Raw genomic sequence first — 5981 nt, 5'->3', positions numbered from 1 at the left:
GGGGAGAGGGCGACAGCCGGCGACACCCCGGCCGGTGCGGAGACCGAGGCGGCGGACTGGGCCGGGGAGGTCCGGGCGGAGGCGGCGAGGGCGGCCTGGAAACGGGCCGGCATCCCGCGCTTCACCTCGTGGCTGGCGGCCTGCCGCAGGCGGCGGGCCGCGGGCTCGTAGACCGCGACCCCCCGGCGCTCGCCGACGGCGACCAGGTGGATGCCTTGCAGATGACGAGGGTTGTGGGGTGCGCGGCGTTCCACGTAGACGAGCCGGTAGTCCAGCGCCTCGTCGAGGTAGAGCTTCCTGGCGCCGCGTAGGTCGCGCTCGCCTTGCTCTTCGAGGAGGGGGCCGCGGACCTCTGCGCGCACCAGCCGGCCGAGGTAGCTCAGGGCGAGCATCCGCACGTGCTGCGGTACGGACAGAAGGTCGTCCAGAGCCTCGGGGTGGGAGCTGAAGGCGGCGAGTGGCCGGGTGATCGTAGTCACCGCGCGGCCCTTCGAGCAGTGGTCGCCGCCGTGGCGGTGAGCGCGGGGGCGAGTTCCGCAGCGGCTGTCCGGCGCTGGCCGGACGAGGTACGGGTGCGCGCGGCGTTGGCCTGCGGGCTGACCACGACGGCGACGTCTCCGTCGGCGACCGGAGGCAGCGACGTTCGCCGGTTCTCCAGCCACTGCTGGGCCTCCTGTGGCGAACTGAACGAGCCCTCGCGCAGCTTGTACCCGCGGTCCGGGTCGACGGTCTCCAGGTGCAGCAGGAACGGTCGCTCGGCTCCGGCGGCGCTGCCGTCGCGCAGCATCGCCCACGTCTCGCCGGGCTCGGCGCCGTGGTCGACGAGCCGGTAGCGGGAGCCGGACTCCAGCAGGCGGGCGGCGGCCGAGGCGCTGCGGGCGTCGGCCGGGGCGCCGGGGTGGCCGGACCGGTTGAGGAAGGCGTCGCTCTCCGCGCCGCGCTGGACGAGCCATGCCGCGGCTAGGGCGAAGGTGGGCAGGGTCGCGGTGGCGAGGGTGAACGTCTCGCCGTCCTCGTCGTAGTGCAGGTGAGCGGTGACCGCGGCGTAGCCGGAGACGTCCTCGAAGAGGAGGAAGTCGTCGCTGCTGCCGTCGTGGTCGTGGTTGACCTCGGTCAGCAGCTCGTACGCATCCTCCGCGGCGAGGAACTGCACCTGGGCCTCGGCGGAGGCGGCGTCCGCGGGACGCCATCCGGGCAGGTTGAAGTCGGGCAAGGGTCGGCTCTTTCGGTCAGGTGAGGGGGCGGTCGGCAGGGGTGGTGTCGGTCAGCGCGGGGTGCGGCAGCACGCGGTGGCTGATGTGGCCACCGCTGCTGGTGCAGGCGGCGAACGGCCCGTCGGCGGACCGGAGCTTCATGAGCGCGGGTTCGAGGTGGTCGCGCTGCCAGGAGCTGGGGCCGGCGGCTCCCGATTCGGGGTCGAGGGCGGCCTGCCAGGACAGCCAGACGGCGTGCAGCCGGGCGACGGCCTCGGGGTGCTCCTTCCAGCGCGGGCACCAGGGCTTGCCGGCGGTGGTCTCGGGGCCGTAGATCTTGGTCCAGATTTCGTCTACCCATGGGGTCATCAGCTCCAGTTCCTGGTCGTACTGCGGGTCGTCGAAGGCGAGGATGAACAGCGGCTCTGCGCCGCCGATGGCGTCCAGATCGTCGCCGTCCTCCGGGGGAAGGGCGGTGGTCATGCTGGCCAGCTGCTCGGCCTGCAGGTCGAATCCCGCCGCGAGAGCGGACAGCTTCGCGGTCAGCACGTCGATCTGGGAGTTGGTGTAGCCGTCCGGCGCGGACGTGGGGTCGGGCTCGGGGGCGGTCAAAGGGGCGGGTGCCTCTCGTCGGCGGGTGATGACACGAGCATCTGCGCTCGACGGCCCGACGTATCGGGCCGAACTCGGTGTATAAGCACCCTCCGTTCACCGCCGCCCGCACCAGCGGGCGGCAGCGAGTAGATCGGCCACGCCGAGCAACTGCAAGGCAGAGCTGGCCTGTTGGGGAACAACGCCGTTGCCCAGTGCGGTCAGCTGGGCGGAGCGAGACAGGCCCGGAACGGCTGTGACGTGGCCCTCATTCACGCCCATGATCCACTCGACGAAGGCGGGGGCGAGCCGGCCTCGCTCGTCGGTCGGCTCCGGTGCGGGCCGGGTGACGCGCTCCCACCGGGCGATGGCCGGCCCGTACGGGCCCCACCGGTTCAGTCCGAGCTGTCCTGCTCCCAGATCGGCAGGACCACCGCCGACAGCGGCGGCCGGAACCCCGCCCCGGGTTTCCGTCCGGGCGTTCCGGTGTCCGAGGCCCTCGGCGTCGGCAGCAGCTGAGCCGCCGCCGACGGCAAGGTCAGATCGCCCTTGCTGCCACGGCTGTTGGGCCCGCCGTGCGTCCCGTCGGAGGCTTTCGGAGTCGGGAACAGCAGGTGCTCCACCTCGTCGCTCAAGTTCGGCCCGTGGCCGCCCTGGCGCCGCTTGTCGGGGTGCTGACTCCCGCCGATCACGCCCAAATTGCTGGTCGGGGTCTTCAGCAGGGTGACCGCATGCCCCAGGTCCTCCCGCTTCGCATCCGGCCCCTTCGCATCGCGGGCCTTCGGCGTCGGAAGGCCAGGCGACGAGGAACAGCCGCTCCCTGCGGTGGGGGGCGCCGACGGCGGCAGCGGGTAGCACCGTCCACCGCGCATCCATCCCGAGGTCGGCCAGGTCTCCGAGAACCGCGCCGAGTGCCCGCAGAGCAGGCTCACCTCCGCCGTCTCCCAGATCGCACCAGCCGCACTCCAAGTCGCCATCGGATGGCGAGGCAGCGGCTGCGCTGAGGATTCCGCGGACGTTTTCAATGATCACCAACCTTGGCTTGAGGACGTCGATCGCGCGGGCGATGGTCAGCCACAGTCCGGAGCGGGTGCCCTCCATCAGACCGGCCCTGCGGCCGGCGACGCTCAGGTCCTGGCAGGGGAAGCCTGCCGTGAGGACGTCGATCGGCTCGACGCTGCCCCATTCAACTGCGGTTATGTCGCCGTGATTTGGCGTCTCTAGGCCAGTGGTGGGCGAGGATCGAGGCGGCGTTGGGGTTCATCTCGGCATGCCACGCCACGCTTCCGCCGAGGACGGCCTGGACGCCCAGGTCCAGGCCGCCATAGCCGGAGCACATGCTGCCGATACGCGGCCACCCGCCGCCCGGCGGCGTCATCGGCGGGCCCCGCTGCGGGCGGTCGAGGCGCGCACGGCGGGCGGCGAGACCTGCACGGCGGCGCCGGGGCCGGCGGCGTTCTTCGCGGTGACGCGCTTGGCCGGCCGCTGGTACAGGGAGGCGGAGCGGGTGAGAACGATCGCCTCCTCGCCGGTGAGGGTGAGGAAGTCCGGCTCCGGGCCGGTCAGGTCCGCCGCGACCTCCTTGATCTTCCAGACCGCCTCTTCGAGGACTCCCCGGGAGGACGACAGAGACTTGAAGTAGGCGGTGCGGTGCGGCCACCGGTCGGCCTCGGGGCTGCTCCGCTTGAGCGTGACGGCGACCAGGGCGGGCTGGGCGCGCAGGATCGCCTTCGCGGTCAGCAGCCCGGCGTAGGCGTAGGCGAGGCTGCAGCGTCGCCAGGCGATGTCCTCGGGCCTGGTGGACTCGGCGGGAGTGGTGTCGTACTCGTCGACGACGTTGGACAGCAGCCTCTGCTGCACGTCGGTCATGGAGTCCAGGACGGCGCCGAGGCGGTCGGGGAGCGGATCGCGGTGGCAGTAGATGCTGAACAGCTCTTCGCTGAAGTAGTGCAGATCGGCGGCGGTGCCGAGCAGCCACTGGGCCTGGGTCTCGGTGGAGGTGGTGGTCAGGATGGGTCCTTGGGGTCAGCGGCGGGGAGCGGGGGCGCTGCTGCGGGGCAGCGCGGCGATCGGAAGGGGGTCGGTGCGGCGGCCGGGCAGGACGCGGCGAAGGCGCTGGGTGACGCTGAGCGCGGCGGACCGGCGGGGCTTGGCCGGGACGGCGGAGACGCCAGCGGAGGCGAGGTGGTCGGCATCGATACGCAACTGCCCTGCGGTCCGACGCAGTTCGGTGGAGGCGGCACCGTAGACGGCGGCGGGGTCGACCGGCTGGGCGTCGGGCAGAGCCCAGACATCGGCGCTCACGGCGTGTTGGAGCAGGTAGGACAGGTGCCGGGTGGCCTCGGTGACGCGGCCGTGAGCTCGGGCTAGCGACAGCGCGGTGAGCCGGGCGGCCGTCATGGTGGTGGGATGCGCCGGGAACTGGTCGGAGAACTCGGCCGCGGCGAGCGCGCTGGTCTGCAGTTCCTGCATCGCGCGCAGGTGCCCGGCGACATCGCGGGCGTCTGGCACGCCGGCGGCGGAAGCGGCGCGGGCGGTGGGCAGCTTCGCGGCGAGGGCCTCGGCCTGCTGCGCGACGTCGCGCAGGTGCCGCTGGTATGCCTTGACCTCGGAGGTGGGACGGGCGGTGGGCGTGGGGACTCCATCAGTTCGGGAGCTGCCGGGGAGGGCCGGCAGGTTCGGTGCGTCGTCGGATGAGGCCGCAGTCGGAACTCGGGCGGGGCCGACGCGGGTGTCAGGTCCGCCGCAGCGGTACGACCGTCGCCGACGGAGTGCCGGAGCGGGTCGGCGGTGCGGGTGGCGAGGCGGGAGGAGAGAGCAGGACCAGGGCTGGCGAGCGGCGAAGCGCCGCGTCCACGCGGCGCGCGGCATCGCCCGCGGCCGGTGGGCGGTGCCCGGCCGGGACGATGGGGCGGCGGGAGGCGAGGGCGGTGACCTCGGGAAGGCCGGAAGCGGTGTCCACGGCCTCACCCAGCGCTTCGGCCGCCGAGCGGACGGTGCCGCGGGCGGTCGCGAGACAGCTGCGGGCGCTGCTCAGCGCCTCGGGCGTCGGCGCCGGGTCGGCGAGCAGGTTCGCCGACCGGGCCAGCGCGGCCTGGGCGAGGGTGAGGGCCGTCGTCGTGGCGGTGAAGACGCCGAGCCCGGCGTCGGGGCCCGCAGTGTTCGTCGCGCGGAAGAAGCTCTCGTCCAGCGGAACCGCGATCAGCTCGTGCAGGCGCACCATCGGCCAGGCCAGCTCCCTGACCTCGGGCAGCGGCTCGTGCGGGGCCGGCGCGGGGATGGCGTCGGCGAAGGCGGCCAGCTGCGCGGCGAGGTCGCCCAGCGTGTCGAGATCGTCCTGCCGTAGTCCGGTCGGGACGGGCGGCAGCGGAGGGTTGGTGCTCAACGGCGGCTCCTGGCAGGCGAGGTAGAGGGAGGAGCGGGAGCGTGTGCGGAACCGGCAGGAGTCTCCGCCGGGACGGGCGCGAGCCGGTCGGTGAACGCGCGAACCTCCTCGGCTCCCTGGGCCGCGCACCGGTCCGCGGTCTCCAGAGCGATGCCGGTGTGTTCGGCCTGGCGACGGCGCAGTTCCGCGGCGGGGCTGCCCGGTTTGGCCAGGGTGGCGGTCGTGGACTTGATCGAGAGATCGAGGGCGGCGCCCAGGTGCCGGTGGACGGTGGCGGCGCGGCTCATCGCGGCGTCGTAGGCGCAGGCCAGTACGGCCGCGGACGGGTTGTCCGCCGGCGGCTGGCGGCGGTAGTGCTCGGCGTTGTCTCCGCAGTGCCGGATGAACGCAGTCGCCTGGCGGCACTGCTCCAGGAGGGCGTCGCGGTCGGGGATGCCGGAGACGGGCCCGGAAGGGGTCGCGGCGGCGTTGTGCCCGAGGGCGCGCAGCATCCCGGCGACCGCCGCCAGGTCGTTGCGGTAGGCGGATGGGGCGGTGCCGGACACGGCGCCGCCGAAGGTCGACGGGCCGGCGGCGGTGGGCGGCCTCACCGGCGCCGCCCTGCGACGGCGGCGTGCTGTCCGGGGAGGGCCGGCAGCGAGGCGACCGTGCGGGCGCTCGGACCGGCGGCGCTGCGGGCGGTGGCGGCGACAGCCCTCGGGGCCGGACGGCCGACGCCGGAGAAGGGGCCGGCGAGCGAGCGGGCGTCGCGGCGCAGGTCCTCGCAGGCGCCATCGAGGGCGAGGCGGGGGCGCGAGAGCGCGAGATTGAGC

At 73.8% G+C, this 5981-nt stretch carries 9 protein-coding genes and 1 pseudogene; all 10 read right to left on the bottom strand.

The window, feature by feature from the left end; genetic code table 11:
• Positions 1-479, bottom strand: a 479-nt coding sequence (locus AA75_RS28640) for a hypothetical protein (RefSeq protein ID WP_051813608.1), incomplete at its 3' end; no start/stop codon positions are given.
• The gene (locus AA75_RS28635) at positions 476-1213 is read right to left on the bottom strand and encodes a hypothetical protein (RefSeq protein ID WP_033823177.1); all 738 of its coding nucleotides are present in this window, start codon (positions 1211-1213) and stop codon (positions 476-478) included. The genes AA75_RS28640 and AA75_RS28635, both read right to left, overlap by 4 nt.
• A gap of 16 nt (positions 1214-1229) precedes the next feature.
• On the bottom strand, positions 1230-1805 hold the full coding sequence (locus AA75_RS28630) for a DUF4913 domain-containing protein (protein ID WP_051740820.1): 576 nt from the start codon (positions 1803-1805) through the stop codon (positions 1230-1232).
• A 374-nt stretch (positions 1806-2179) separates the two neighbouring features.
• On the bottom strand, positions 2180-2716 hold the full coding sequence (locus AA75_RS52500) for a hypothetical protein (RefSeq protein ID WP_233289232.1): 537 nt from the start codon (positions 2714-2716) through the stop codon (positions 2180-2182).
• A pseudogene (locus AA75_RS52495) lies at positions 2631-2951 on the bottom strand (DNA cytosine methyltransferase); the annotation flags it as partial. The pseudogene AA75_RS52495 and the gene AA75_RS52500, both read right to left, overlap by 86 nt.
• Positions 2952-3158: 207 nt before the next feature.
• Positions 3159-3653 carry a hypothetical protein gene (locus AA75_RS28615; RefSeq protein WP_051740823.1) on the bottom strand — a complete coding sequence of 165 codons (495 nt, stop codon included), beginning with the start codon at positions 3651-3653 and terminating at the stop codon, positions 3159-3161.
• A 156-nt stretch (positions 3654-3809) separates the two neighbouring features.
• Positions 3810-4295 carry a hypothetical protein gene (locus tag AA75_RS28610; RefSeq protein WP_043467778.1) on the bottom strand — a complete coding sequence of 162 codons (486 nt, stop codon included), beginning with the start codon at positions 4293-4295 and terminating at the stop codon, positions 3810-3812.
• A gap of 223 nt (positions 4296-4518) precedes the next feature.
• Positions 4519-5169, bottom strand: coding sequence for a hypothetical protein (locus AA75_RS28605; RefSeq protein ID WP_033823175.1), 651 nt, complete (start codon positions 5167-5169; stop codon positions 4519-4521).
• A complete protein-coding gene (locus tag AA75_RS28600) occupies positions 5166-5759 on the bottom strand; it encodes a hypothetical protein (RefSeq protein WP_033823174.1) in 594 nt (197 codons plus the stop codon). The genes AA75_RS28605 and AA75_RS28600 overlap by 4 nt, the downstream gene beginning before the upstream one ends.
• Positions 5756-5981 (bottom strand): hypothetical protein (locus AA75_RS49875; protein ID WP_033823173.1); only part of this gene is annotated, 226 nt, incomplete at its 5' end. The genes AA75_RS28600 and AA75_RS49875, both read right to left, overlap by 4 nt.

The sequence above is a fragment of the Kitasatospora sp. MBT63 genome (assembly GCF_000710465.2).
Lineage (GTDB): Bacteria > Actinomycetota > Actinomycetes > Streptomycetales > Streptomycetaceae > Kitasatospora.
This window is presented reverse-complemented; position numbering and strand designations above follow the sequence as displayed.

Bases quoted from the DNA above. Each gene is read 5' to 3' on its own strand.
- AA75_RS28615 (WP_051740823.1), bottom strand. From the start codon at position 3,653: ATGACCGACGTGCAGCAGAGGCTGCTGTCCAACGTCGTCGACGAGTAC.